The sequence below is a fragment of the Sphingobium sp. SA916 genome (assembly GCF_002894065.1).
GTDB classification, from domain to species: domain Bacteria; phylum Pseudomonadota; class Alphaproteobacteria; order Sphingomonadales; family Sphingomonadaceae; genus Sphingobium; species Sphingobium fuliginis.
On the sequence record NZ_LXYF01000107.1, the window covers coordinates 22,635 to 46,202 of the forward strand.

Annotated in this window: 28 protein-coding genes; 6 read left to right on the forward strand and 22 right to left on the reverse strand. The window is 65.5% G+C overall.

Annotated elements, in window-relative coordinates:
- The first annotated feature begins 174 nt into the window (after nt 1-174).
- Complete coding sequence (locus tag A8G00_RS24025) at nt 175-303, forward strand: entericidin A/B family lipoprotein (protein WP_025546951.1); 129 nt, start codon at nt 175-177, stop codon at nt 301-303.
- A 36-nt stretch (nt 304-339) separates the two neighbouring features.
- Here A8G00_RS24025 and tatC read toward each other — a convergent pair whose 3' ends face one another.
- From tatC to A8G00_RS24070, 9 genes are all read right to left on the reverse strand, one after another.
- Nucleotides 340-1,125, reverse strand: coding sequence for a twin-arginine translocase subunit TatC (gene tatC / locus A8G00_RS24030; RefSeq protein WP_103001895.1), 786 nt, complete (start codon nt 1,123-1,125; stop codon nt 340-342).
- The gene (tatB, locus tag A8G00_RS24035; protein WP_048575435.1) at nt 1,122-1,559 is read right to left on the reverse strand and encodes a Sec-independent protein translocase protein TatB; all 438 of its coding nucleotides are present in this window, start codon (nt 1,557-1,559) and stop codon (nt 1,122-1,124) included. Before tatB ends, tatC begins: the two co-directional genes overlap by 4 nt.
- A gap of 30 nt (nt 1,560-1,589) precedes the next feature.
- Nucleotides 1,590-1,820 (reverse strand): twin-arginine translocase TatA/TatE family subunit, encoded by a 231-nt coding sequence (locus tag A8G00_RS24040; protein ID WP_103001896.1) that lies wholly within the window; start codon nt 1,818-1,820, stop codon nt 1,590-1,592.
- Nucleotides 1,821-1,950: 130 nt separating this feature from the next.
- Nucleotides 1,951-2,544 (reverse strand): SMC-Scp complex subunit ScpB, encoded by a 594-nt coding sequence (gene scpB, locus A8G00_RS24045; RefSeq protein WP_025546958.1) that lies wholly within the window; start codon nt 2,542-2,544, stop codon nt 1,951-1,953.
- Entirely contained in the window at nt 2,541-3,323 is a 783-nt protein-coding gene (locus tag A8G00_RS24050; protein ID WP_103001897.1) for a ScpA family protein, read from the reverse strand. Before A8G00_RS24050 ends, scpB begins: the two co-directional genes overlap by 4 nt.
- A gap of 37 nt (nt 3,324-3,360) precedes the next feature.
- Nucleotides 3,361-4,374, reverse strand: a complete 1,014-nt coding sequence (gene nagZ, locus A8G00_RS24055; protein ID WP_103001898.1) for a beta-N-acetylhexosaminidase — start codon at nt 4,372-4,374, stop codon at nt 3,361-3,363.
- A gap of 175 nt (nt 4,375-4,549) precedes the next feature.
- The gene (locus A8G00_RS24060; protein ID WP_025546963.1) at nt 4,550-5,266 is read right to left on the reverse strand and encodes an SPOR domain-containing protein; all 717 of its coding nucleotides are present in this window, start codon (nt 5,264-5,266) and stop codon (nt 4,550-4,552) included.
- A gap of 19 nt (nt 5,267-5,285) precedes the next feature.
- Complete coding sequence (argS, locus tag A8G00_RS24065) at nt 5,286-7,013, reverse strand: arginine--tRNA ligase (protein ID WP_103001899.1); 1,728 nt, start codon at nt 7,011-7,013, stop codon at nt 5,286-5,288.
- A gap of 119 nt (nt 7,014-7,132) precedes the next feature.
- Nucleotides 7,133-7,741, reverse strand: coding sequence for a hypothetical protein (locus A8G00_RS24070; protein ID WP_037481428.1), 609 nt, complete (start codon nt 7,739-7,741; stop codon nt 7,133-7,135).
- A 154-nt stretch (nt 7,742-7,895) separates the two neighbouring features.
- On the opposite strand from A8G00_RS24070, the gene ispH reads away from it, so the two are divergent.
- The 3 genes from ispH to rnhA are packed head-to-tail and all read left to right on the forward strand — an operon-like array spanning nt 7,896 to nt 10,268.
- The gene (ispH, locus tag A8G00_RS24075) at nt 7,896-8,843 is read left to right on the forward strand and encodes a 4-hydroxy-3-methylbut-2-enyl diphosphate reductase (protein ID WP_048575439.1); all 948 of its coding nucleotides are present in this window, start codon (nt 7,896-7,898) and stop codon (nt 8,841-8,843) included.
- A gap of 4 nt (nt 8,844-8,847) precedes the next feature.
- Entirely contained in the window at nt 8,848-9,825 is a 978-nt protein-coding gene (gene thrB, locus A8G00_RS24080; protein ID WP_103001900.1) for a homoserine kinase, read from the forward strand.
- Nucleotides 9,822-10,268 carry a ribonuclease HI gene (rnhA, locus tag A8G00_RS24085; protein ID WP_025546973.1) on the forward strand — a complete coding sequence of 149 codons (447 nt, stop codon included), beginning with the start codon at nt 9,822-9,824 and terminating at the stop codon, nt 10,266-10,268. Before thrB ends, rnhA begins: the two co-directional genes overlap by 4 nt.
- A gap of 58 nt (nt 10,269-10,326) precedes the next feature.
- Here the strand turns inward: rnhA and A8G00_RS24090 are convergent, their stop codons facing one another.
- Complete coding sequence (locus tag A8G00_RS24090; protein ID WP_253258085.1) at nt 10,327-10,962, reverse strand: CAP domain-containing protein; 636 nt, start codon at nt 10,960-10,962, stop codon at nt 10,327-10,329.
- Here A8G00_RS24090 and hemW point away from each other — a divergent pair.
- The gene (gene hemW / locus A8G00_RS24095; protein WP_103001901.1) at nt 10,961-12,136 is read left to right on the forward strand and encodes a radical SAM family heme chaperone HemW; all 1,176 of its coding nucleotides are present in this window, start codon (nt 10,961-10,963) and stop codon (nt 12,134-12,136) included. The two genes, A8G00_RS24090 and hemW, sit on opposite strands and share 2 nt — an antisense overlap.
- A 162-nt stretch (nt 12,137-12,298) precedes the next feature.
- Here hemW and A8G00_RS24100 read toward each other — a convergent pair whose 3' ends face one another.
- From A8G00_RS24100 to A8G00_RS24140, 9 genes are all read right to left on the reverse strand, one after another.
- Complete coding sequence (locus A8G00_RS24100; RefSeq protein WP_103001902.1) at nt 12,299-13,816, reverse strand: M56 family metallopeptidase; 1,518 nt, start codon at nt 13,814-13,816, stop codon at nt 12,299-12,301.
- The gene (locus A8G00_RS24105) at nt 13,813-14,181 is read right to left on the reverse strand and encodes a BlaI/MecI/CopY family transcriptional regulator (RefSeq protein ID WP_025546982.1); all 369 of its coding nucleotides are present in this window, start codon (nt 14,179-14,181) and stop codon (nt 13,813-13,815) included. Before A8G00_RS24105 ends, A8G00_RS24100 begins: the two co-directional genes overlap by 4 nt.
- A gap of 478 nt (nt 14,182-14,659) precedes the next feature.
- A complete protein-coding gene (gene grxD, locus A8G00_RS24110; protein WP_025546984.1) occupies nt 14,660-14,992 on the reverse strand; it encodes a Grx4 family monothiol glutaredoxin in 333 nt (110 codons plus the stop codon).
- 57 nt (nt 14,993-15,049) lie between these two features.
- Nucleotides 15,050-15,283 carry a BolA/IbaG family iron-sulfur metabolism protein gene (locus A8G00_RS24115; protein WP_025546986.1) on the reverse strand — a complete coding sequence of 78 codons (234 nt, stop codon included), beginning with the start codon at nt 15,281-15,283 and terminating at the stop codon, nt 15,050-15,052.
- Between the two features lie 19 nt (nt 15,284-15,302).
- Nucleotides 15,303-15,626 (reverse strand): DUF1476 domain-containing protein, encoded by a 324-nt coding sequence (locus A8G00_RS24120; RefSeq protein WP_025546988.1) that lies wholly within the window; start codon nt 15,624-15,626, stop codon nt 15,303-15,305.
- 60 nt (nt 15,627-15,686) lie between these two features.
- Nucleotides 15,687-16,280 carry a 3-isopropylmalate dehydratase small subunit gene (leuD, locus tag A8G00_RS24125; RefSeq protein ID WP_048575443.1) on the reverse strand — a complete coding sequence of 198 codons (594 nt, stop codon included), beginning with the start codon at nt 16,278-16,280 and terminating at the stop codon, nt 15,687-15,689.
- A gap of 109 nt (nt 16,281-16,389) precedes the next feature.
- Nucleotides 16,390-17,844: a 3-isopropylmalate dehydratase large subunit gene (leuC, locus tag A8G00_RS24130; protein ID WP_103001903.1), complete on the reverse strand. Its 1,455-nt coding sequence runs from the start codon at nt 17,842-17,844 to the stop codon at nt 16,390-16,392.
- A 139-nt stretch (nt 17,845-17,983) separates the two neighbouring features.
- Nucleotides 17,984-18,670, reverse strand: a complete 687-nt coding sequence (locus A8G00_RS24135) for a glutathione S-transferase family protein (RefSeq protein ID WP_103001904.1) — start codon at nt 18,668-18,670, stop codon at nt 17,984-17,986.
- 223 nt (nt 18,671-18,893) lie between these two features.
- The gene (locus A8G00_RS24140; RefSeq protein ID WP_103001905.1) at nt 18,894-20,486 is read right to left on the reverse strand and encodes an isocitrate lyase; all 1,593 of its coding nucleotides are present in this window, start codon (nt 20,484-20,486) and stop codon (nt 18,894-18,896) included.
- A 149-nt stretch (nt 20,487-20,635) separates the two neighbouring features.
- On the opposite strand from A8G00_RS24140, the gene A8G00_RS24145 reads away from it, so the two are divergent.
- Nucleotides 20,636-22,033: a short-chain fatty acyl-CoA regulator family protein gene (locus A8G00_RS24145; RefSeq protein ID WP_103001906.1), complete on the forward strand. Its 1,398-nt coding sequence runs from the start codon at nt 20,636-20,638 to the stop codon at nt 22,031-22,033.
- Between the two features lie 67 nt (nt 22,034-22,100).
- Here A8G00_RS24145 and A8G00_RS24150 read toward each other — a convergent pair whose 3' ends face one another.
- The 3 genes from A8G00_RS24150 to A8G00_RS24160 all read right to left on the reverse strand — a co-directional run bounded on the left by A8G00_RS24150 (nt 22,101) and on the right by A8G00_RS24160 (nt 23,531).
- Nucleotides 22,101-22,709 (reverse strand): hypothetical protein, encoded by a 609-nt coding sequence (locus tag A8G00_RS24150; protein ID WP_216365663.1) that lies wholly within the window; start codon nt 22,707-22,709, stop codon nt 22,101-22,103.
- A 121-nt stretch (nt 22,710-22,830) separates the two neighbouring features.
- The gene (locus tag A8G00_RS24155) at nt 22,831-23,034 is read right to left on the reverse strand and encodes a hypothetical protein (protein WP_103001907.1); all 204 of its coding nucleotides are present in this window, start codon (nt 23,032-23,034) and stop codon (nt 22,831-22,833) included.
- 80 nt (nt 23,035-23,114) lie between these two features.
- Nucleotides 23,115-23,531, reverse strand: a complete 417-nt coding sequence (locus A8G00_RS24160; protein WP_103001908.1) for a DUF5990 family protein — start codon at nt 23,529-23,531, stop codon at nt 23,115-23,117.
- Nucleotides 23,532-23,568: the final 37 nt, after the last annotated feature.

Below are 23,568 nucleotides of genomic sequence, written 5' to 3' on the forward strand. Positions count from 1 at the left end.
CCCCCGACGCGTTCCGGGCTCAGAATTTTTTAGCCAACTCCCGGAAATCAGAGATATTTTCGCTCTCGGAACGCTTTTCCGGGCAGCGGGTTGTTCAGTGGTCACCGGCATGACGCCCGGTTGAAGCATTTCCTGCCAGCTATGCAGGACAAAGGCTCTGAAAAGGAGACGATGATGACCAGGAAGATATTGGCCGCCCTTCTATTGACCGGTTCGTTGATGGTCGCGGCCTGCAACACGGTCGAAGGCGCCGGCAAGGATGTGCAAAGCGCCGGCCAGGCGGTCGAAAACGCCGCCAACTGATCTGATGGAAAGGCTCGCTTCACAGCGAGCCTTTTTTCAACCCGCAGCGTCCGCCGCTTCGCTGGTGGCCAGATCCTTGGCCTGCTTCCGGTCGGTGAACCAGATAGCGATGATGGTGATTTCATAAAGAGCCAGCAGCGGAATCGCCAGCATGAGCTGCGAGACCACGTCCGGCGGCGTCAGCACCGCCGCCAGTACGAAAGCGGCCACGATCATGTAGCGGCGCAGGCCAATCAACTGCGCCCGGCTCACAAAGCCGGCGCGGTTGAGCAGCATCAGCAGCACCGGCATCAAGAAGCTGATGCCGAAGGCGAGGATGAACTGCATCACCAGCCCCAGATAACTGTCCGCACTCGGCAACGCCTCCACCTGCAGGCCGCTGCTGTTGCCCTGAAATTCCAGGAAGAAGTGGAAGGCCGTGGGCATCACCACGAAATAGGCCAGCGATGCGCCCATGGCGAAAAGGAAGGGCGTGGCGATGAGGAACGGCAGCAGCGCCTTCTTTTCCTTCGCATAGAGCCCCGGCGCGACAAAGGCCCAGAGCTGGTTCGCGATGATCGGAAAAGACAGGCAGAAAGCGCCGAAGACCGCGATCTTCACCTGAACGAAAAAGGCTTCATACAGCTTGGTGTAGACCAGCCGCCCGCCATCGTCGCCAAAGGCTTCCTTCAGCGGATGGACCAGGATCGCGAACAACTGCTCGGAGAAATAGAAACAGATCGCGCCCGTTATGAACAGCGCATAGACGCATTTGAGCAGCCGTCCGCGCAGCTCGATCAGATGGTCGAGCAAAGGCGCCTTGCTGTCGTCGATGTCCTTCATGCCGCCGCGTCGTCCTTCCGCACCGGTTCCTGCGCCACATAGGGCGGTCCGTCCGTCGCTGGCGGGGCGACATAGGGGGGCGCTTCGCTCGCCGGGGCCGATTCAGCGGCGAAGGGCGGCACCTCTCCGGCTGCCGCTGCGGCGGCGGGTGCTGGCAATGCGCCGGTTTCACCGGCGGTTTCAGGCGCAAGCGTCTCCGGCGGATGCTCTTCCATGATCCGCTTGTTCTGCGCGGCCCATTTCTTCTCCAGTTCCTCCAGCTCCACCTCGCGGACCATCGCATCGATGCCGGTGCGGAAATGGCGCGCCATGGACTGCGCCTTGCCCACGATCTGCCCCACCTTGTAGAGCGCGCGCGGCAGGTCCTTCGGGCCGATGACGATCACCGCAATGATGACGATCACCAGAAGTTCAGACGAATCGATACCAAACATGCGTGCCTACCGCCCCGGCCGAAGGAAAAATCAGGCCTTGGTCTTTTCTTCCGTCGCGGTGGGCGCGTCCTGTTCGGGCACGCGATGGCCCTCGATGCGCGTGGCGGGCTTGGCGGGCACGTCGTCGTCCTCCATGCCCTTCTTGAAGCTCTTGATGCCCTTGGCGACGTCGCCCATCAACCCGGAGATGCGGCCGCCGCCGAACAGCAGCATGACCACCAGGAGAACGATGACCCAGTGCATCAGCGAAAAGGAACCCATTTGAACACACTCCTGAAACTGCGTCTTATCTAGAGTGATTTCGCGTGAAATGGAAATATTTCACGGCCCGGAAATCACGGCGAACAAACCCGCAGATCATGTTTCGGCCAGACAAAGGCCCAAGCATGATCTAGGCGTCTTCCTCATCATTTTCCACAACGGATTGGGCGCCCAGACCCTCAAGCGCCAAATCGACGGGATCGAGCAGGCCGGCGGCCCGCAAGTCGTCGATACCCGGCAGGTCCCTGCGGCTGCTAAGGCCGAAATGTGACAGAAATTCTACCGTGGTGGCGTAGATCAGCGGCCTTCCCGGCACCTCCCGGCGTCCGGCGGGCCTGACCCAGCCCGCCTCCATCAGCACGTCCAGCGTGCCTTTCGCCACCTGAACGCCGCGAATGGCCTCTATCTCGGCCCGGCTGACGGGTTCATGATAGGCGATGATCGCCAGCGTCTCCATGGCGGCGCGCGACAGCTTGCGCGTCTCGTCCTTCTCCCGGCGAAGGATATGGGAAAGGTCGGCCGCCGTCTGGAAATGCCAGCGCCCGCCCCGCTCGACCAGATTGACGCCGCGCCCCGCATAATGACCGCTGATCGTCGCCAGCGCGGCGGCAAGATCGCCCGCCTCCCCCACATGCAGCTTGATTTCGCCCAGGGTCAGCGGCTGTTCCGATACGAACAGCACGGCCTCCACCGCACGAAGGAAATCGTCCTGTTCCTCGATCACAATAGGCGCCCCGCATTCGGTTCCGGCACGGCGGCCCGCAGGAAAATGGGTTCGAAAATCCCGTCCTGCTGGATTTCCAGCCGCCCCTGCCGCGCCAGTTCCAGCGCGGCGACGAAACTGCTGGCCAATGCCGATCGTGCCATCGGCCCATCCTGCCCGCTCGGCAGGAAGGCTTCAAGCGCGGTCCAGTCGATCGCCGCCCCCACCAGCGTGCCGACGCGCTGTATCGCCTCGTCCAGGGTCATGACCGGCCGCACCGCGACCATATGCACCACCGGCTGCGTCCGCGCACGGACCTGGCCGTAGGACTGGATCAGGTCGAACAGGCTGGCCGCCCATTTCGCCTTGCGGACGAGGCGCAGGCCTTCGGGCCTTTCGCGGACGAACACGTCGCGGCCGATGCGGTCGCGCGCCATCAGCCGGGCCCCCGCCTCCCGCATCGCCTGAAGCCGCTGGAGCCGCAATTGCAGACGCAGCGCCAGTTCCTCGGGGCTGGGTTCGGGCTGCGCCTCCCTCGGCAGCAGCAGCGAGGATTTGAGATAGGCCAGCCACGCCGCCATCACCAGATAGTCGGCCGCCAGTTCCAGCTTCAGCTTCCGCGCGCCCTCTATATAGGCGAGATATTGTTCGACCAGCGCGAGGATGGAGATTTCGCGCAGGTCGACCTTCTGCGTCCGCGCCAGCGCCAGCAACAGGTCGAGCGGCCCCTCCCAGCTTTCGAAACTGACGGTCAGCATGTCGGGCCGGGGCGCGGCGGCAGGGGCGAAGAGGTCGTCCATCGCTAGCAGGGCGCTTTCCGGCAATCGGCGCCCCGCCTCACGCCGGCACCATCGCCAGCAAGGCGTCGCGGGTGGCGAGCAGTTCCTCCAGCGGCGGTCCCCCGGGCGGTGCGCCGCTCGACGCCATCGCCCGGTCCAGCCTTGCCTTCGCCTCGGTCCCGATGTCCGGCAGCAGGCCGGCAATGCCGACCATATCGTCCATCCGCCCCCAGCAATTGAGCGCCAGATCGCAGCCTGCCGCCACCGTTGCCGCCGCCAGTTCCGGGATGCTGCCCTTCAACGCCTTCATGTCCAGATCGTCGGACACCAGCAGCCCGGCAAAGCCGATCCGCCCACGGATGATCGTGTCGATCACGGAACGGGAGAGGCTGGCCGGCAGGTCAGGGTCCCAGGCCGTATAGACGACATGCGCCGTCATCCCCATGGGCGCATCCTTCAACGCCTGGAACGGTGCCAGATCGATCGCCAGGGCATCCTCGTCGGCGGTGACGATGGGCAGTTCATGATGGCTGTCGACCATCGCCCGGCCATGCCCCGGCATATGCTTGACGATACCGACCACGCCGCCATCGGCCAGCCCTTCGATCACCGCTCGCCCCAGCGCGGCGACCCGCATCGGCTCCGCGCCGAGGGTGCGGTCGCCCATGATGTCGCTTGCCCCTTCCTGCCGCACGTCGAGCAACGGCAGCGCATCGACGGTAATGCCGACTTCCGCCAATGTGGTGGCAATGGCCCGCGCATTGGCATGGGCCGCCGCGATGGCGCTGGACGGAGCGATTTCGTAGAGCTTGTCGAACACCGCGCCAGGAGGAAAGCTGGGCCAGACCGGCGCCTGCATCCGCGCGACCCGGCCGCCTTCCTGATCGATCATGATGAGCAGATCGTCCCGACCATGCAACGCGCGCAGATTGTCGGTCAATGCGCGAAGTTGCCCCCGATCCACGATATTGCGGCGGAAGAGGATGTAACCCGCCGGATCGGCCTCCGCGAAGAAGGCGCGTTCATCGGAAGTCAGTGTCTCGCCGGAAAGGCCGAAGATAACGGGTTTCATGCGGAGCGATGGTAGCGGCTGAAAGCGGCTCTGTCGAAGGGGTTGTTCCGGCCTTGCCGCAGGATCGGTGGGATTTGGCCAAGGGACATAAATGGGTGGGTCCAAGACATTCCCCCTCCCGCCTGCGGGAGGAGGAATGTCTCAGGACGGCCATTTCGGGCCAAGTCCCATTCCCCTAATTCACCACCATGCAGCTTTCGCCCGCGACCTTGAGCTTGCCGCAGAGCGTACTCGCCTGCCCGCCCGCCGCCGCGCGCAGGCGATAGACGGTGCTGCCGCCCACCTCGGCCTGCTCGATCGACATGGGCAACGGCTCCAGATAGGTGAAGCGCTTGGACAGCCGCTTCCACGCATCCTTGGCGAAGGCCTGGTTGCCATAGGCGCCAAGCTGGATCATGCCGCCGCCCGCCGGCCGGGCCGCCGCCGTCGCCGGCCGGGCGCTGGTCTCGTCCGCCACGCGCGCCGTGACGCTCTGCGACGGCTTGCCTTGCACCGCAGGGCGCGCATTATCCGCTGTCCCGGTCGGCGTGATCGGCGCCTCCGGCACGCGGGTCGGATCGATTCGCCCGTCACGCGCCACGCCCTCGCTCGCGGCATAGCTGGCATCGCCCTCACCATCGAACTTCTTGGCGTCGGCTTCCTTGGCCGGAATCTTATAGTCGCCGGCAGGCGCGGCGATCAGCTTACCCTCGCCCCCGGCGCCGCCCGTCCGGTTCTGGATCAGCCAGACCCCCGCGACGACCGCGCCGATCAGGACCAGGCCAAAGAGAATGAAGCCCAGCAGCCGCAGCGGCGACAGCCCCGGCTCCTCCTCATCCTCGATGGCGGGTTCCAGCCAGGGCAGACGCTCCTCATCGTCCAGGTCCAGCCTTCCCCGCGCATAATCGCCCATCTCGATCAAACTCCGCCGGTCATTGCATCTCGTTCAGGGCCGCAACGCCCATCAGCGCCAACCCGTTGCGGATGATCTGCCCGATTCCCCGGCTCAAGAAAAGCCGCGCGGAAGTGGTGGCCGGGTCGTCCGTCAGGATGACCCGCGCCCGCGGATTGTCGTTGCCCAGATTCCACCAGCTATGGAAGGCCGAAGCCAAGTCATTGAGATAGAAGGCAATGCGATGCGGTTCACGGGCCGAAGCCGCCCCCTCCACCACACGCGGGAACTGCGCGGCGAGCTTCACCAGCCCCAGCTCCTCCGTCCCAAGGCGGGACAGGTCGGGCGCGGGCAGGTCGATCCCCGCCTCCTCCGCCCGCCGTCCGAGCGAGGAAATGCGCGCATGGGCATATTGCACATAGAAGACCGGATTGTCCTTCGACGCCTCCACCACCTTGGCGAAGTCGAAGTCCATCTGCGCGTCGGCCTTGCGCGTCAGCATGGTGAAGCGGACCACATCCTTGCCCACTTCGCGAACCACATCGGCCAGCGTCACGAAATTGCCGGCGCGCTTGGACATCTTCACCGGCTCGCCGTCGCGCAGCAGGCGGACCATCTGGATCAGCTTGACGTCGAAGCGCGCCTTGCCCTCCGTCAGCGCGGCGACGGCGGCCTGGATGCGCTTCACCGTGCCGCCATGGTCCGCGCCCCAGATGTCGATCAACTGGTCGGCCGTCTGCGCCTTCTGGAAATGATAGGCCATGTCGGCGCCGAAATAGGTCCAGCTTCCGTTCGACTTCCTGATCGGCCGGTCCTGATCGTCTCCGAATTTCGTCGAGCGGAACAGCGGCAGTTCGACCGGCTCCCAATCCTCCGGCGTCTCGCCCTTGGGCGCTTCCAGCACGCCGTCATAGACGAGGTCGTGCGCGCGCAGCCATTTTTCGGCCGCTTCGGGCTTGCCTGCCGCCTGCAACTCGGCCTCGGAAGAGAATATGTCATGATGGATGCCCAGCAGCGCCAGATCGCTGCGGATCATCTCCATCATCGCCGCGACCGCTCTGGTGCGGAACGGCACCAGCCATTCGCTCTCCGGCGCACCGACATATTTGTCGCCATATTCGGCGGCCAGCAACTGCCCCACCGGCACCAGATAATCACCGGGATAAAGACCCTCGGGAATCTCTCCTACCGCCTCGCCCAATGCCTCGCGATAGCGCACATGCGCCGACCGGGCGAGCACGTCCACCTGCCCGCCGGCATCGTTGATATAATATTCGCGGATCACCTTGTGCCCGACATGCTCCAGCAGCGTGGCGAGCGCGTCGCCCACCACCGCCCCCCGGCAATGGCCCATATGCATGGGGCCGGTCGGATTGGCGGAGACATATTCGACGTTGACCGTCACGCCCTCGCCTGTCGAGGAGCGGCCATATTCCTCCGCCTCCGCATGGATCGCGGCGAGTTCCGCCCGCCAGGTGGCGTCGGTCAGCTTCAGGTTGATGAAGCCTGGGCCGGCAATCGATGCGCTCTCTACCTCGTCCAGCCTTTCCAGGCCCGCGACGATCTTCTCCGCCAGCGCGCGCGGATTGCTGCCGGCGGGCTTGGCCAGCACCATGGCGGCGTTGGTGGCAAGATCGCCATGGCCTGGATCGCGCGGCGGTTCGACCGTCACCGGCTTGCGGTTGAGGCCGGCGGGCAGCGTGCCGTCAGCCTCCAGCGCGTCGAGCACGGCATCGAGATGGGCGGTGAAGCGGTTGTAAAGAGACACTGGGCGAACTTTCTACCAGGACCCGTTCACCCTGAGCCTGTCGAAGGGTCGCCCTTTTTCTTCAAGAAACAAGGGCTTCGACAAGCTCGGCCCGAACGGGGAAATGAACTGAGCTAAGCTTAGCGGGTCGCGTTGTAACGGAGCTGATCCTGGGTCAGGTTGAAACCCACGAGCAGCTCGAAGCTGGTTCGCTGCAAGGCCGCCTTGACGTCCGGCTGCGCGAAGGGGTCGATCGCCGCGTCGGCATCCCCCGCCTTGCGCTTCTCCGTGATCTTGCGCTGGATGTCGGCCGGCAGCGTCGCGGCGGCCCTGTTCACATAGGAGCCGGCCTTGGCGGTCGTGGTGGCGCGATATTGCCCCGCCGGAAAGTCGAGCACCACCTGGCCAACACGCTTGGCGACGACGGCGTTGCCGCCCCGCACCACAGCGGAATAATAAGGCAGCGTCACCTGCCGCGCCGCGCCCGCATCGCTGCGGCGGGCGTTCACGGTGAAGGTCGCCTCCGTGTAAAGCTGGTCCCCTTCCGAGCAGGTGGAGCGCAGGTTGGTGATCTCCGCCACCACGTCGATCGCACGGGCATCCGTGCTGCCCGCCGGATTGAACAGGGTGACGTCGCCGGTCTGCGCCGGGATCGCCGCGACGGGACAGGCCGATCGCACGGCCACGATGCCGCCGGTGGGATCGATTTCGCCCCGCTGGGAACAGCCCGCAAGGGCCATGGCGATCATTCCGGTCAGCGCAAATCGAGAAAAGGTCACAGGCAATCCCTTGGGAACAGGCGTTGGGCTTCTTATCCATAGCCCGTCCCCCACGCAACTCAAACTGCACAGGGCGGCAAGGAAGCGGCTTTCCTCCAAAGCCACATTGGCCTAAGCGGCAGGCATGACCGATCTTCCGCCCATGAAGCTGCTGATCGCCGCCCCGCGCGGCTTTTGCGCCGGTGTCGACCGCGCCATCGTCATCGTCGAAAGGGCGATCGAGAAATATGGCGCGCCTGTCTATGTCCGGCACGAGATCGTCCACAACAAATATGTGGTCGACGGACTGAAGGCGAAGGGCGCGATCTTCGTCGAGGAACTGGACCAGGTTCCCGACGGCTTGCCCGTGGTCTTTTCCGCCCACGGCGTTCCCAAGACGGTCCCGGCCAAGGCGGAGGAGCGCGGGCTCGACTATCTGGACGCCACCTGCCCGCTGGTCAGCAAGGTCCACCGCCAGGCCGAACGGCAGGTGGAAGCGGGGCGCCATATCCTCTTCATCGGCCATAAGGGCCATCCGGAGGTGATCGGCACCTTCGGTCAGGTCGAGGCGGGGCATATGACCCTTGTCGAAACGGTGGAGGATGCAGAGGCCTTTACCCCCGCCGATCCCGACAATCTCGCCTTCCTGACGCAGACGACGCTGTCCGTCGACGACACTGCCGCGATCGTCGCCACGCTCCAGCGCCGCTTCCCCACCATTCATGCGCCCAAGGGGGAGGACATCTGCTACGCCACCTCCAACCGGCAGGCGGCGGTGAAGGCCATCGCCGCCCGGTGCGACGCCGTCTATGTGATCGGCGCGCCCAACAGCTCCAACTCGCTGCGGCTGGTCGAGGTGGCGGAGCGCGAAGGCACGCCCGCTCGCCTGATCCAGCGCGCGGACGAGATCGACTTCGCCTGGCTGGAGGGTGTGAACACGCTGGGCCTTACCGCCGGCGCATCCGCCCCCGAAGTACTGGTGCGGGAAGTGGTGGACCGGATCGGTGAGAGATTTTCCGTGGCCGAGGAGCAGGTCGAAACCGCGCGGGAAAGCATTGCGTTCAAACTCCCCCGCGGACTGGAGGCCGCGTAACTCCATGGCCGTCTATACCCAGGTTCCCGCCGAAGAGATCGACGCTTTCCTCACCCGCTACGACGCCGGACGCCTCGTTTCCGCCAAGGGCATTGCGGAGGGGGTGGAGAACAGCAATTATCTGCTGGAGACCACCGGCCCGGACGGCAATGGTCATCGCTATATCCTCACCCTCTATGAAAAGCGGGTGAATGAGGCGGACCTGCCCTTCTTCATGGACCTGCTCGACCATCTGGGCGCACGCGGTTGCCTCGTCCCCCGTTTCATCGCGGACCGGGAAGGCAGGCGGCTTCAACAGCTTGCCGGTCGCCCCGCCTGCCTGATCGAATTCCTGACCGGCATCTCCGTGACCGAACCGACCGCGGGCCAGGCCCGGGCCGCGGGCGCGGCGCTGGGCGCGATGCACCGGGCGGCGGAGGGCTTTGCCGGCACGCGCCGCAATGCCCTCGATCTCCCCGGCTGGCATGATCTGGCCGCCAGATGCGGCGCGGACTTCGACCGGATCGCGCCGGGCCTCAAGGCCCGCGTGGCGGAGGAACTCGCTTTCCTCGACGCCCATTGGCCCGCCGAGCTGCCTCGCTCCGTGATCCATGCAGACCTCTTCCCGGACAATGTGCTGATGCTGGGCGATCGGGTGACGGGCCTCATCGACTTCTATTTCAGTTGCACCGACACCCGCGCCTATGATCTGGCCGTCACCCACAGCGCCTGGGTGTTCAGCAATGACGGCGCGACATGGCACGGCGATCGGGCGGCGGCGCTGGGTGCCGGCTATCGGGAAACGCACGGCCTGACCGAAGCCGAAAGGGCCGCCTTTCCCGTCCTCTGCCGGGGTGCGGCGCTCCGCTTCCTGCTGACGCGCGCCTATGACTGGATCAATACGCCCGCCGATGCGCTGGTGACGCGCAAGGACCCGCTGGCCTATCTGCGCCGCCTGGAATTCTACGCCGCTGCCGATCCGGCCATGCTGCTCGGCGCATGAGCACCCTTCCCCAGGTCGAGATCTTCACCGACGGCGCGTGCAAGGGCAATCCCGGCCCCGGCGGCTGGGGCGCCGTGCTGCGCTTTGGCGAGACGGAGAAGGAGATCTCCGGCGGTGAAGCGCAGACGACCAACAATCGCATGGAGATGATGGCCGCCATGCAGGCGTTGGAGACGTTGAAACGTCCATGCCAGGTGACGCTCTATACCGACAGCAAATATGTGATGGACGGCATCACCAAATGGGTGTTCGGCTGGCAGAAGAATGGATGGAAGACGGCCGACAGGAAGCCGGTGAAGAATGCGGAACTCTGGCAGGAGCTGGTCAGGGCCGCGGCCCGCCACAAGGTGACATGGCAATGGGTGAAAGGCCATGCCGGCCACCCCGAAAATGAGCGGGCCGATCAACTCGCCTGCGCGGCGGCGGAGCAATTCCGCAAATAGATGGGATGACCCAGCCGACGGGCGCCGCCGCCGGCCGGCCTCGACTGGCTCCATCCCGTCAGGATTGGACGCCATCCTCCCCATCCAGGGGATTGCGGCCGAATATATTGCCCGCCGGATAATAGCGGCAGACGAGATAGTCGTAGCTCTGCCCCTCCGCCAGGGCGCAGCCGACCTTGCGAGTGCCGCGCCAGATGATCTGGGTATAATGGCCGACATCTTCCCATCGGCCCGTGACGCTGAGGTCGGGCAGCTTGCCGCTCCGCCGGAACAGCCGCTTCTCATCGATGAAGGAGCCCACCATCAGCTGATAATCATAGAGGCCGCGCGATCCCATCCAGAGATTCTCGCCGCTGGGAACGGCGCGGCTGGCGCGGGCGGAATGGCGGAAGATGTTGGTCTGCGCCATCTGCCGGGCATAGCGGGCCGCATCGGCGGCCAGGGCGCTATCCCAGGCCAAGGGCGAAAGCCCCAGCGATTCCCGTTCCTCATTGTGCATGCCCAGCACGACGTCGCGCATCAGACCCTCGTCCCGATCCGCTTCCTCAAGACCATAATAGGAAGCGGGCCGGGCCGGAGGCAATTGCCGCGCCCCGGGCGACGGCTCCGCGCCGCCATGCCCCGGCGCGGCCGCCAGCAGGCCCAGCAGCGCTAGCCGCGCAGGCCAAAGCCGTTTAAGAAGGCCCCCATTCATGTCGCCCGACCCCTTTATCCCCGCTGCCGCGCCCGATGAGCCCCTGGCCTTATATGTGCATTGGCCATTTTGCGTTTCCAAATGTCCTTATTGCGATTTTAACAGTCATGTTCGGGCCGAGATCGACAGCGATGCCTGGCGCGCGGCGCTGCTGAGCGACCTTGCCCATGAAGCGTCGCTGAGCGGCGGCCGGCCGCTCTCCTCGATCTTCTTCGGCGGGGGCACGCCGTCGCTGATGCCGCCCGACATCGTGGAGGCGCTGATCGACGCGGCCACACGCCATTGGCGGCCGACGAGCGACATCGAGATCACGCTGGAGGCCAATCCCAGTTCGGTCGAGGCCGCCCGCTTCGCGGACCTGGCGGCCGCCGGGGTGAACCGTGTGTCTCTGGGCCTTCAGGCGCTGGAGGATGAGGCGCTGCATTTCCTCGGCCGCGCCCATGACGTGCGGGAAGGGCTGGCCGCGCTAGACGTGGCGCAATCGGTGTTCGGCCGGGTGAATTTCGACCTGATCTATGCCCGTCCCGGCCAGAGTCTGGCGGATTGGGAAAGCGAACTGGCGCGCGGACTGTCCTTCGGCACCGATCATCTCTCGCTCTATCAGCTCACCATCGAACCGGGCACCCGCTTTGCGACGCTGGTGGCGCGGGGCGAGTTGAATCCCGCCGATCCGGACCATGCCGCCGACCTCTACGAACGGACGCAGGCGATGACCGCCGCCGCCGGCATTCCCGCCTATGAGATCAGCAACCACGCCCGGCCGGGGCAGGAAAGCCGGCATAACCTTACCTATTGGCGCTATGGCGACTATGTCGGCATAGGCCCCGGCGCCCATGGCCGGCGCGATGGGCTGGCGACGCTGCGGCACAGGAAACCGGAAAACTGGATGAACGCCGTCGCGCGCAATGGCCATGGCCTGCAAAGCGAAGACCCGCTCGATGGGCACGACAGGGCCAGGGAAGCGCTGCTGATGGGGCTGCGGCTGGGCGAAGGGGTGGAGCTGGAGAGGATTGCGCGGATGTCGAGGATGGCGGTCGAGGCTCTGGTGGATGCCGAGGCGGTGACGCGGCTGGGCGGCCATGGGCTCGTGCGGCGAGAGGGTCAGCGGCTCCGCATCGAGCCTGCCGGGATGCTGCTGCTCGACGCCATCCTGCCGGAGATCGTGGCGGTCTGAACGACGGCGCGGCATCCGCTACAAAGGCGTTATGCTGAACCCGTTTTCAGCATCCATCCAGCCTTCAAGCAGCCTATGCCTGCGGAGAGAAATGGATGCCGGAACAATCGGGGCAGGCAGGTGCATGGGATAGTGGCGGCGGCGCCCTCCGGATCTCGCCCGTCAATCCTCGCCATCCATATGCGCGATCTCCTTGTCCAGATCGCGCAACACCTCGGCCCGGACCTTGTCCGACATCCGCGCAGCCGCAGCGATCTGGGCACGGGCGGCCATCAGTCCGGCCCGGGCGGCGCGATGGGCCTGCGCCTCGATCTGGTCCTGGCAGATGCGGACGCGGATATGGCGGCGGCCATCGGCATCCACCGTCTCCCGCTGGCTTACGCTCTTGCCGTTCTCGCAGCCATTGGCGACGTCGACATGCGGCACCATGCGGCGGATTTCAGCCTCGCTCGGCATGGCGTGGCTCAAGGCGCGGTCGCCCTCGTCGCGCAGGCCGGCGGGCGGCGCCGGGGGAACCGGCGGCGCCGGCAGCGCCATGTCGGCAACGGGCGCCGGAGGAGCAGGCGGAGCGGGAGGCGCCGGCGGCAGGACGGCCATCTCCTCAGCGTCTCTCGCATCGGACGAGGACGAGGACGGGGACGGGGGCGTGGCCGCGGCTTTCGGCGCTTCGGTCAGGGCGATCTCGCTGGCGGAGGCAGGCTGGGCGACCAGATCGGCCAGCCTGCCGAAGTTCATCGAATCCACCTTGTCGGTGATCGCGGCGACCTGCTGCGCCGCCCGGCTGCCGGACGCGGTCAGCGCCAGGCCGGACGCGGTCACCAGGGCGACCGCCGCCATGCCCCAGCTGATGCGGCGCAGCGACACTTCATGGGCAGAGAGCATTTTCAGCCTCCCTTTGAGTGCGGTTATGCGATTGAGATGACAGGCGCCGGCAAACTGGCGGCCGCCCGCAGCCTTCAAGATGGCGCGGCCATAGGCATGCGCCTGATCCCGGCCGTAGAGCGACAGGACCCGGGCATCGCAGGCCTGTTCCTGATCCGCCCGATAGGCGCGATAGGCGATCCACGCGACGGGATTGCACCAGTGCAGGCCCAGCAGCAACAGCGCGACCATATTGGCAACCAGGTCGCCGCCCTGATGATGGGCGCGCTCATGGGCGATGGCCATGGCCTGTTCCTGGGGATCGAAACGCAGCGCGAAATCAACGGGCAGCACGATGACGGGGCGGAACACCCCGAAGGCGAGCGGTCCGCCCGCCCGTGGGCTGGTGACGATGCAGATGCGGCCTTCTTCCCCGATCGGCGTCGCGCCCTTCAGGATGAAACGCCGGAAGCGGACATAGCCGACCGCCTGGACGATCAGAAAAAGGACCACGCCCAGCAGCCAGATCGACACCCCGATCTCCAGCCAGGGAATGCTCCATTCCGACTTGACCGGAAGCGCCACCGGCGCCGCATCCAGCAAGGTCGGCAATCCCGCCTGGTCAACCGCCCGTTGCAGGGGCGAAGGGCTGGCGACCTCTCGCGGCAGGGCCGGCAAGGCCATGCGAGCGAAGGGCAGCAGCCATAGCCAATAGGCCGCCCCTGCACCCAGCCAGCGCGCCACAGGCTGCCGCAGCAGCATGACCAGCGCCATCAGCAGGGTCATGGCGATCAGCGTTTCCGCGATCCAGACGCTCATGATTTCAACCCCTTCAGGATTTCCTCAAGCTGGGCAATATCTTCCGCCGTCAACTGGTCCTGGCTGGCGAGCTGGGCCACCAGCGGCGACACCCGCCCGCCGAACAGCCGGTTCACCAACCGCCCCGACTCGCTGGCAACATACTCCTCCCGCGCGACGAGCGGGCGATATAAAAAGCGGCGGCCATCCTGATCGGCGGCGATGACGTCCTTGGCCATCAGCCGGGACAGCAGCGTCTTGACGGTCTGGACGCTCCAGTCGCGCCCGGCGGCGACACGGTCCGCGACATCAGCGGCGGTCTGCGGCGCACGTTCCCACAGCGCCTCCATCACCACCAGTTCCGCTTCGCTGATCTTTTCGCTCAAGGGACTCGTCCGCACCAGAATCGACTACAGACGTAATCGCATTGATTACATCTGTAGTCAAGTGCATGTCATGAACTGTCGGTGCGGTTTACAGCGCCGGTATCGACTGGGCAGGCGTTAACCTTTTCAAGGCGCTGGAACGGGCTATTCCCGATGGTTGGCACAGGCTTTGCGTCGTTTCAGACATACCCGATCGTTCGACTACCCGGGAGGATGCGGCACCAGTCTCCGCCGCATCCTCCCACCCGGGTTCCCGTGCAGCACCGGGCCTTAAACCAGACCTGTCGACTGGCTTGCCTCAATGGCCGCCGAACTCGTCGAAGAAGGACCGGTCTCGACGGCCATTTTCCATGCGGGCCTTCGACAAGCTCCGTCCCACTCAGCATCCCGTCATCCGAAGGGCCGCATCAAGACCTGGCGGGCATGAAAAAGGCGGCCCGGATGACCGAACCGCCCGCCCATTCGCTTTAGCCAGCGCTCAATTGGCCGCGGCGACGCCCTGATCGGCCATCAACTGCTGCAACTCGCCGGCCTCGTACATTTCCATCATGATGTCACTGCCGCCGACGAATTCGCCCTTCACATAGAGCTGGGGAATGGTCGGCCAGTCGGAAAATGCCTTGATCCCCTGGCGAACCGCCTGATCCTGCAAGACGTCGACGCTTTCATAGGCGACGCCCAGATGTTCCAGGATCGCAATGGCGCGGCTGGAAAAGCCGCATTGCGGGAATAGTGGCGTGCCCTTCATGAAAAGCACGACATCATTGCCGTTGACGATCTCCGCAATCCGCTGCTGCACGGCGTCGGTCATTATCTGGGTCCATTCCTGTCAGGCGCCGCTATCAAGGCGCATTTCGTCCAATGGCCGTTAATTGGGAACGGCGGTGGTCAGTTGCAAGGCGTGGAGCACGCCGCCCATGCGGCCGCCCAGCGCGGCATAGACCGCCCGCTGCTGCGCAATGCGGCTCATGCCCCGGAAACTCTCCGCCACGACACGCGCCGCATAATGATCGCCATCACCGGCAAGGTCGGTGATCTCGACCTCCGCATCGGGGATCGCGGCGCGGATCATGTCCGCTATTTCCTCGGCTGCCATCGGCATGGCGAAAGGGTCCTGACGCTTATTGGGCTTCGATGAACATGCGGCGGGCGATGACCTGCTGCTCGTCCAAGGCGGCGCGAACGCCTGCCTCGTCGATGTCGATGCCCGCCTGCGTCATGTCGCCCAGCAGCTTGCGGATCACATCCTCGTCGCCCGCTTCCTCGAAATCGGCCTGCACGACCGCCTTGGCATAGGCGTCCGTTTCTTCGGGAGTCAGGCCCATCTTCGCCGCCGCCCATTCACCGAGCAGGCGGTTGCGCCGCGCCTGGATGCGGAACTGCATCTCCTGATCGTGCGCGAACATATTTTCAAAGGCCTTTTCGCGGTCGTCGAAGGTTGTCATGCCTGTGCCCTGTAAAAGGTGAAATGGATCGTCCGATCCGAAATAGGAAGATCGGGACGCTTACGCAACGGCGGGGACGAGCCAGGGACGCGTTCCGGCGTCCTTCGCCTCGAACGCGCCGATCGCGTCCGCCTGCCCCAATGTCAGCCCGATCTCGTCCAGACCGCCGAGCAGGCAATGCTTGCGGAAGGGATCGATCTCGAACTGAAAGCGGTCCTGAAACTGTGTCGTGACGGTCTGATGCTCCAGATCGACATGGATGGGGTCCGTCCTGGCCACCTCCATCAGCCGGTCTATCGCCTCCTGCGGCAGGACGACCGTCAATATGCCGTTCTTGAAGGCGTTGCCGGAGAAAATGTCCGAGAAGCTGGGCGCGATCACCACCTTGATGCCAAGGTCGGCCAGCGCCCAGGCGGCATGCTCGCGGCTGGACCCGCACCCGAAATTGTCGCCCGCGATCAGGATCGGGCTGCCCGCATAGTCGGGATCGTCGAAGACATTGCCCGGTTCCTTGCGCAGCACTTCGAAGGCGCCCTTGCCCAGGCCCGCACGGGAAATGGTCTTGAGCCAATGCGCCGGGATGACGATGTCGGTGTCGACATTCTTCATCCCGAACGGATAGGCCCGGCCGTCGACGATATTCAGCTTTTCCATCAATGCGCCTGCTTGCTCGCCGGGCGCGGCGTGTCTTCCGCGCGCCCCAGGGTCGCCGCCATGGCGGCACTTGCCAGCGCGCCCAGCGCCAGCAGCCAGAATACCTTCTTCATGCGACCGCCTCTCCCCTTTTTTCACCCATCAGTTCGCGTACGTCCGTGAGATGTCCGGTGATCGCGGCAGCGGCGGCCATGACGGGCGAGACGAGATGCGTCCGCGACCCCGGCCCCTGCCGGCCCATGAAATTGCGGTTGCTGGTGGATGCGCAGCGCTCGCCGGCGGGCACCTTGTCCGGGTTCATGCCCAGGCAGGCGGAGCAGCCCGGCTCCCGCCATTCGAAACCGGCTTCGGTGAAGATGCGGTCCAGGCCTTCGGCTTCCGCCTGGCGCTTGACCAGCCCGGAACCGGGCACGACCATGGCATGCTTGATGCCGCTGGCGATCCGGCGGCCCTTCAGCAGGCCAGCGGCGGCGCGCAGATCCTCGATCCGGCTGTTGGTGCAACTGCCGATGAAGACATGTTCGATCGCCACATCCTCCATCCGCTGCCCGGCGGAGAGACCCATATAGTCGAGCGACTTCTGCGCGGCCGCGCGCTTGGAGGCGTCGGCAAAGCTTTCCGGATCGGGCACCACGCCAGTGACCGGCACGACATCTTCGGGGCTGGTGCCCCAGGTGACGCTCGGCACGATGTCGGCGGCGTCGATGACCACGCTCTTGTCGAACACCGCGCCTTCGTCCGTCGCCAGCGTCTTCCAATAGGCGATGGCGGCATCCCACTCCGCGCCCCTGGGGGCCATCGGGCGGCCTTCCAGATAAGCGAAAGTCTTTTCGTCAGGCGCGAACAGGCCGGAGCGCGCGCCGGCCTCGATCGACATGTTGGCGACGGTCAGCCGTCCCTCGATCGACATGTCGCGGAACACCGACCCGCGATATTCCATGACATAGCCGGTGCCGCCCGCCGTGCCGATCCGCCCGCAGATCGCCAGCGCGACATCCTTGGGCGTGACGCCATAGCCCAATTCGCCCTCGACCACGACTTCCATGGTCTTGGACTGCTTCAGGAGCAGCGTCTGGGTGGCGAGCACATGCTCGACCTCCGACGTGCCGATGCCGAAGGCCAACGCCCCCAGCGCGCCGTGCGAGCTGGTATGGCTGTCGCCGCAGACCAAAGTCGTGCCCGGCAGGGTGAAGCCCTGCTCCGGCCCGACGACATGCACGATGCCCTGTTCGGGGTCCGCATCCCCGATCAGGCGGACGCCGAATTCCGGCGCGTTCCGCTCCAGCGCCGCAAGCTGCTGCGCGCTTTCCGGATCGGCAATGGGAATGCGGCGGCCCGCGGCGTCGCGCCGCGCCGTGGTCGGCAGGTTGTGATCCGGCACCGCCAGCGTCAGTTCGGGACGGCGCACCTTGCGCCCGGCGATCCGCAGCCCCTCGAACGCCTGGGGACTCGTCACCTCATGCACGAGATGGCGATCGATGTAGATCAGGCAGGTTCCATCGGGACGGCGCTCGACGACATGCGCGTCCCAGATCTTCTCATAGAGTGTGCGGGGCTTGACCATAGTGATTTCCCCCTAGACCCAGACAGGACAGGGGAAAAGGGGAAAAGCGGCCATTTTTTGCTGACGCTGGAGATAGCCCGCCCGCAGGACGCCGCGCCAACGGGTTAGCTGGACGCGGCGTGCACGCTGGACATCGGGCTCAAATCGCCCGGTCGTCCCGCACGATGCGCCCCGCGGCGCCGAGTTCCGCTTCATGGCTTTCCTCGCGCCAGGTTTCGGCCAGCGCCGCGCTTTCCCATTCGCGCATCGCGGGCAGCGCCAGCATATGGCCGACCCAGCCAAGCGCCACCGGACCGACATCGAGGCCATAGGTGCGCACCCGGAAAACGACCGGTGCATAGAAGGCGTCGGCGGCAGTGAAGGCGGGCCCGGCCAGGAACGGCCCCCCGAAGCGGGACAGCCCCTCCCCCCATAATTCGGTGAGCCGGGCGATGTTGCGGTTCAGGGAGGGAGAAGGCAGGTGCGGTTCCACCCGCACGCCGACATTCATCGGGCAATCGTTGCGCAGGGCGGCGAAACCGCTGTGCATTTCCGCCACGGCCGATTGCGCCCACGCCCGCGCCGCTTCTTCCTTCGGCCAGACTTCCGCATGCCTGTCCGCCAGATAGAGCGTGATGCCCAGCGAATCCCAGACGGTCCGGTCCCCGTCGATCAGGGCAGGAACCTGGCCCGTTGGCGAAAATTCGCGGAAGGCAGCGTAGTTTTCGGCGGCGGCGAATGGCGCCATCCGGTCTTCGAAGGGGATGCCCAGCGCCTTCATCAGCACCCAGGGGCGCAGCGACCAGCTCGAATAATTCCGGTTGGCGGTGACGAGGGTGTAGGACATCGGCTTCTCCCGGTGGAACGGAGCGTCCGGAATAGACCTGCCTGCCGCCCGGCGAAAGCCGGAACGGGACAAGGGTTTCACAAGCTGGCCTTATGCAAAAAAACGGCCCGGAGCGCGAGGCTCCGGGCCGCCAAGTCCTTCCACCCTGATCACGGGAACTGCACTCCCGCGATCCGGACCGTTCGGCAGCCTTCGGGCTGCAAACTGGTTCCCGCCGCAGCCCCTAGGCTGCGAACTGGTTCATCGTGTTGTGCGCGCCGCCGGCCTTCAGCGCCGCTTCACCCGCGAAATATTCCTTATGGTCGTCGCCAATGTCCGAACCGGCCATGTTCTGATGCTTGACGCAGGCGATACCCTGGCGGATTTCCTTGCGCTGAACACCCTCGACATAGCCGAGCATGCCTGCCTCACCGAAATATTCCCTGGCAAGATTGTCGGTCGACAGAGCGGCAGTGTGATAGGTCGGCAGGGTGATGAGGTGATGGAAGATGCCGGCCCGCGCCGCCGCATCCTTCTGGAAGGTGCGGATCTTCTCATCGGCCTCGCGGCCCAGGTCCGTCGCGTCGTAATCGGCGCTCATCAGCTTCGCCCGGTCGTAGGCGCTGATATCCTTGCCCTCGGCGGTCCAGGCGTCGAAGACCTGCTGGCGGAAGTTCAGCGTCCAGTTGAACGAGGGCGAGTTGTTGTAGACCAGCTTCGCATTGGGCACGACTTCGCGGATGCGGTCGACCATGCCGGCGATCTGCTCGACATGCGGCTTTTCGGTTTCGATCCACAGCAGGTCCGCGCCGTTCTGGAGCGAGGTGATGCAGTCGAGCACGACGCGGTCCTCGCCGGTTCCGCTGCGGAACTGGAAGAGGTTCGACGGCAGGCGCTTGGGACGGAACAGCTTGCCGTCGCGGGCCAGCACGACATCGCCGCGCAGGCTGCCCAAGTCGGTGACCTCCTCGACGTCGAGGAAGCTGTTATACTGGTCGCCCAGGTCGCCATCTTCCTTGCTGTAGGCGATCTGCTTGGTGAGGCCGGCGCCCAGCGAGTCGGTGCGGGCGACGATGATGCCGTCGTCGACGCCCAGCTCCAGGAAGGCGTAGCGGACCGCGCGGATCTTCGCGAGGAAGTCCTCATGCGGAACCGTGACCTTGCCGTCCTGGTGGCCGCACTGCTTTTCGTCCGAAACCTGGTTTTCGATCTGGATGCAGCAGGCGCCCGCCTCGATGAACTTCCTGGCCAGCAGGTAGGTCGCCTCGGCATTGCCGAAGCCCGCGTCGATGTCCGCGATGATCGGGACGACATGGGTTTCGTAATTGTCGATGTCATGGCTGATCTTCTGCGCCTTGACTTCGTCGCCGGCTTCGCGGGCGGCGTCGAGGTCGCGGAACATCATGCCCAGTTCGCGGGCGTCGGCCTGGCGGAGGAAGGTGTAGAGTTCCTCGATCAGCGCGGGGACGCTGGTCTTCTCATGCATCGACTGGTCGGGCAGCGGGCCGAATTCGCTGCGCAGCGCGGCGACCATCCAGCCGGAGAGATAGAGGTAGCGGCCCTTGGTCGTGCCGAAATGCTTCTTGATGCTGATCATCTTCTGCTGGCCGATGAAGCCGTGCCAGCAGCCCAGCGACTGGGTGTAGTTGGCCGGATCGGCGTCATAGGCGGCCATGTCGCGGCGCATGATGCCGGCGGTATAGCGCGCGATGTCGAGGCCGGTGTGGAAACGGTTCTGGAGACGCATGCGGGCGACCGATTCGGCCGCGATGCCGTCCCAATGGCCCTGACCCCCGATGGTGGCGCCAGCCTTCGTGATTTCCTGTTGGTAGGTCATGACAGCTCGATCCCATGAACGATGTGGTGAATGAATGGCGTTTTTCTAATCGGGCTTTCGCGGGTGCGGCAGGGGTCGTGAAGTTCAGTTGTAGAACTTTACAAGAATTGCGTGTAAAGTTGTAAAGGCTGCACAGGAGCGCTCGACGAATGGCCAAGGATCGACCGGTTTACATGGGGCCGCGGCTGCGCAGGCTGCGGCGCGAACTGGGTCTGACGCAGGCGGACATGGCGGCGGATCTGGAGATTTCCGCCAGCTATGTGGCGTTACTGGAGCGCAACCAGCGGCCGCTGACCGCCGACATGCTGTTGCGCCTTGCCCGCACCTACAAGATGGACATGAGCGAGCTGGCGGGCGACGGCGGCGCCGAGCAGACCGCGCGATTGCAGGCGGTGCTGAGGGACCCGATGTTCGCGGACATCGACCTGCCGGTGCTGGCGACCGGGGATGTCGCGGTCAATTATCCGGGGATCACAGAGGCTTTGCTGCGGCTGCACACCGCCTATCGCGAGGAGCAACTGGCGCTGGCGGACCGGGGCGTGGAGCGGGAAGATGCCGCCGAGGCGCCCGATCCGGTGGCCGAATCGCGGCGATTCCTGGGCGCGCGGCGCAACAGCTTTCCGCTGCTGGACGATGCGGGGGAAAAGCTGGCGCAGGAGGTGGAGGCGGCGGGGAGCCTGTCGGCATGGCTGAAGGCGAAGCATAATCTGCGGGTCCGGCGCCTGCCGCCCGACGTCATGGCGGGATCGATGCGGCGGCTGGACCGGCACCGCGACGCTGTGCTGCTGGACGACGCGCTGGACGGGGCGAGCACCCAGTTCCAACTGGCGTTGCAGATCGCCTATCTGGAGATGCGCCGCGATTTCGACGCGGTGCTGAAGGACGGCCAGTTCGCGAGCGAGAGCGGGCGGCGGCTGACCCGGCGGGCGCTGGCCAGCTATGGCGCGGCGGCGATCCTGATGCCCTATACCGTCTTCGCCAAGGCGGTGGAGGCGCGGCGTTACGATGTGGAGGCGCTGGCCCGGCAGTTCGGCGCGAGCTTCGAGCAGACGGCCCACCGCCTCACCACGCTGCAAAAGCCGGGGCAGGAGCGCGTTCCCTTCTTCTTCCTGCGCGTCGACCATGCGGGCAATGTCAGCAAGCGGCTGGACAGCGCTGGCTTTCCCTTTGCGCGCCATGGCGGCTCCTGCCCGCTCTGGTCGGTGCATCATGCGTTCGAGCGGCCCAGGGAATTGCTGACGCAATGGCTGGAACTGCCCGACGGGCAACGATTCTTTTCCATCGCGCGGACGGTGACGGCGGGCGGCGGCGGCTGGGGCGCGCCGAAGATCGAGCGGGCGATCGCGCTATGCTGCGCGGCGGAGCACGCCCATCGGCTGATCTACACGACCGGCGAGGCGACGCCCGAACCCACGCCGATAGGCGTCACCTGCCGCCTGTGCCATCGCAGCCAGTGCATGGCGCGATCCGCCCCGCCCATCGGGCGCGACATGCTGCCGGAGGATTTCCGGCGAACCCACGCGCCCTTCGGTTTCGCCGACGGTTGAGCGCGGCGGCGGCGGATCGTGGCGGGTCCGGCTGACCTGCGCCGGACCCGTCCGCCCCTTTTTGGCTTCAGCGCGGATCAGGCCCGCGCACATCGTCCTGCCTCAGCCGCGAGACCGAAGGCGCCATGCGGTGATCGACCGGCTCATGCACCAGATCGTCGAACAGCGCGCGATAATGGATCATGGCGCGGCGCAGGTCTTCGGTATCCGCGTCGCCCCGCGCATGGCGCAGGGCGATGTCATGGGCCGCGCGATAATTCTGGACGACTTCGGGATGGTCCACCGACAGGTCGGCCGAACGCTGCTCGAAGTCCACGACGGGATAGCCGCGCACCTCCATCACCTCGGCCAGCAGCACGTCGGCCCGCGAGACCGCGCCCTGCGGGTCGTCGACGAACTGCGCCTGCACCCGCACCCAGGCATCGGTGAAGGCATCGGCCTGTTGCGGCGAAAGCGGACGGATGGGAAAGGCGGCGACGCGCTTTTCACGCTGTTGCAGTTCCGCCTCCGCCTTGCGCGCGCTGCCGGTCATTTCCACGGTCCGGCCATATTCCGGGCCGAACCGGGCGCGCAGATCAGCGCGGCGGCGATGGGCGACGGCCAAGACGGCGGCCGCCACGACAAGAACAAGCGCCAGAAGCGCCAGGCCGACTTCCAGCGGGGTCAGAGTGACCATGACATCTCTCTCCTCCACGGCCTTCGCAAAGCCGCTGTCGACGCCCGCCGCCTGCACGGGATCAACCTGTTTTGCCGGGCTTTGTTCCGGGGTCGAGAGAGGCGCCGATGGCCCCGGAAAGCTAACCCTCCATAAGATCGAGATAAGCCACCACGTCATTGTCCGTGGCGAGGAAAAGGCCGTCCTGCACATCCTGCGGCTGCTTCTCCGCGATGCGCAGGGCTTCGCTCAACGGGCCGTAAAAGAGCGTTGTCGCCGCGCCGCCGCCGTCAGCGTCGCTAAGATGATAGAGGCGGACGGTGGCCGAGTTGTAGGTGGTGCGCATGGGCGGGGATTATCGGCGCGGCGGTCAGGCCATGCAAGTCGGATCGGATGCATTTCGGGGTGAGAAGCAACCTTTGCTCCTCAGTTCGCAACCCGCCAGCCGTCGAGCGGCTGAATGGTGGCGCAGGACGGGCCGTCATCCCTGGCGCGGCCGGGCAAGTGACATTCCAGCGCCGCAGGCGGCGCCGCCTGTTCCAGAAGATCATGAGAAATATCGTGAACGTCGATCTTGGCACGGCGGCTCCACGGGGACGCAGGATCGCCGGCCTGACCGCCGATGGCGATATAGACGAAGCGGCGTTCTGGACCTTCCCGGCGGACGAACTCGCCGCTGAGCTTCGGCCCCGGCGCGAGCTGGACCGGCACATTGAAGCGAAGGGCTTCGTTGCGCGCGACCACCGGGCCTACCGGCGCACCCTTTCTGTCTTGCAGGCTATAGGTGACATCCGGAACCGAATTGTCGATCACCAGACGGAGAATGATCGTCCGCTTCGCCATGATCGCTTGCCCTCCAATCGCTTCGGAAAGGGTCAAG

Coding starts and splice junctions, on each gene's coding strand:
- A8G00_RS24025 (WP_025546951.1), top strand. CDS start 175: ATGACCAGGAAGATATTGGCCGCCCTTCTATTGACCGGTTCGTTGATG.
- tatC (WP_103001895.1), bottom strand. CDS start 1,125: ATGAAGGACATCGACGACAGCAAGGCGCCTTTGCTCGACCATCTGATC.
- tatB (WP_048575435.1), bottom strand. CDS start 1,559: ATGTTTGGTATCGATTCGTCTGAACTTCTGGTGATCGTCATCATTGCG.
- A8G00_RS24040 (WP_103001896.1), bottom strand. CDS start 1,820: ATGGGTTCCTTTTCGCTGATGCACTGGGTCATCGTTCTCCTGGTGGTC.
- A8G00_RS24050 (WP_103001897.1), bottom strand. CDS start 3,323: ATGGACGACCTCTTCGCCCCTGCCGCCGCGCCCCGGCCCGACATGCTG.
- nagZ (WP_103001898.1), bottom strand. CDS start 4,374: ATGAAACCCGTTATCTTCGGCCTTTCCGGCGAGACACTGACTTCCGAT.
- A8G00_RS24060 (WP_025546963.1), bottom strand. CDS start 5,266: ATGGGCGATTATGCGCGGGGAAGGCTGGACCTGGACGATGAGGAGCGT.
- A8G00_RS24070 (WP_037481428.1), bottom strand. CDS start 7,741: ATGATCGCCATGGCCCTTGCGGGCTGTTCCCAGCGGGGCGAAATCGAT.
- ispH (WP_048575439.1), top strand. CDS start 7,896: ATGACCGATCTTCCGCCCATGAAGCTGCTGATCGCCGCCCCGCGCGGC.
- thrB (WP_103001900.1), top strand. CDS start 8,848: ATGGCCGTCTATACCCAGGTTCCCGCCGAAGAGATCGACGCTTTCCTC.
- rnhA (WP_025546973.1), top strand. CDS start 9,822: ATGAGCACCCTTCCCCAGGTCGAGATCTTCACCGACGGCGCGTGCAAG.
- hemW (WP_103001901.1), top strand. CDS start 10,961: ATGTCGCCCGACCCCTTTATCCCCGCTGCCGCGCCCGATGAGCCCCTG.
- A8G00_RS24090 (WP_253258085.1), bottom strand. CDS start 10,962: ATGAATGGGGGCCTTCTTAAACGGCTTTGGCCTGCGCGGCTAGCGCTG.
- A8G00_RS24100 (WP_103001902.1), bottom strand. CDS start 13,816: ATGAGCGTCTGGATCGCGGAAACGCTGATCGCCATGACCCTGCTGATG.
- grxD (WP_025546984.1), bottom strand. CDS start 14,992: ATGACCGACGCCGTGCAGCAGCGGATTGCGGAGATCGTCAACGGCAAT.
- A8G00_RS24115 (WP_025546986.1), bottom strand. CDS start 15,283: ATGCCGATGGCAGCCGAGGAAATAGCGGACATGATCCGCGCCGCGATC.
- A8G00_RS24120 (WP_025546988.1), bottom strand. CDS start 15,626: ATGACAACCTTCGACGACCGCGAAAAGGCCTTTGAAAATATGTTCGCG.
- leuD (WP_048575443.1), bottom strand. CDS start 16,280: ATGGAAAAGCTGAATATCGTCGACGGCCGGGCCTATCCGTTCGGGATG.
- leuC (WP_103001903.1), bottom strand. CDS start 17,844: ATGGTCAAGCCCCGCACACTCTATGAGAAGATCTGGGACGCGCATGTC.
- A8G00_RS24135 (WP_103001904.1), bottom strand. CDS start 18,670: ATGTCCTACACCCTCGTCACCGCCAACCGGAATTATTCGAGCTGGTCG.
- A8G00_RS24140 (WP_103001905.1), bottom strand. CDS start 20,486: ATGACCTACCAACAGGAAATCACGAAGGCTGGCGCCACCATCGGGGGT.
- A8G00_RS24145 (WP_103001906.1), top strand. CDS start 20,636: ATGGCCAAGGATCGACCGGTTTACATGGGGCCGCGGCTGCGCAGGCTG.
- A8G00_RS24150 (WP_216365663.1), bottom strand. CDS start 22,709: ATGGTCACTCTGACCCCGCTGGAAGTCGGCCTGGCGCTTCTGGCGCTT.
- A8G00_RS24155 (WP_103001907.1), bottom strand. CDS start 23,034: ATGCGCACCACCTACAACTCGGCCACCGTCCGCCTCTATCATCTTAGC.
- A8G00_RS24160 (WP_103001908.1), bottom strand. CDS start 23,531: ATGGCGAAGCGGACGATCATTCTCCGTCTGGTGATCGACAATTCGGTT.